The 695-nt window shown below is 34.4% G+C and carries 1 pseudogene; it reads right to left on the minus strand.

What is annotated here, in order from left to right:
• Positions 1-695 (minus strand): annotated as a pseudogene (gene istA / locus ACCC84_RS23840) (IS21-like element IS232 family transposase); the annotation flags it as partial.

The following is a 695-nucleotide window of genomic DNA, read 5'->3' on the forward strand; positions in this document are numbered from 1 at the left end:
CTATTCTTCATTTCTATATACCTCACCAATTACTGATAAATTTTGTTTCGCCAAATTGTCAATGTTCGGATATTTAGGTAGTGACTTAGCCAATGCTTTTTTATAATGTTCTTCTTTATAATTGAGCTTAGATTGGCTGATTTTATGTTGTACAATTAACTTCATGTTATGATAAACATATATTTGATTATCATATACTTGTAAACCGACGGTTTTACCTTGATATTCAGCTGGAACTGAGTATTGATTCGATTTGTAAGATATCATGCCTGATGTATTAACTTTTACAAGTTTATGCTTAATCATATAGGAATCTCTTATCGCGCTCTTCGGGAGTGGTTGTAGGAGATTCTTTTCCTGTTTTAGGGCAAACACTGGAATCTTACCAGTCCCTTGATGAAATGTTTGATTAATTCTTGCACATAATTTTTGCACAAATTCATGTAATTCTTCAAAAGTGAATCTTCCTTGATAAGCATGAATTTCGTCTAGAAGTTTCATTGGCGCTTCTACTTTCCCTTTGGTATTTGGTCGCCCTGCGATACAAGGTTGTACCTTAAATCCAAAATCTTGAGCGAATTGGGCAAACTTATTGTTAATCGTTCCTGTAAAGTGTTCTGTTCGAGCTTCATCCATTACCGTCTTCATATTATCCGTGACAATTACCTTCGGTACACCACCAAACATTTCAAATG

Origin of the sequence: Serratia odorifera, from assembly GCF_041448735.1 — a bacterium.
GTDB classification, from domain to species: domain Bacteria; phylum Pseudomonadota; class Gammaproteobacteria; order Enterobacterales; family Enterobacteriaceae; genus Serratia_F; species Serratia_F odorifera.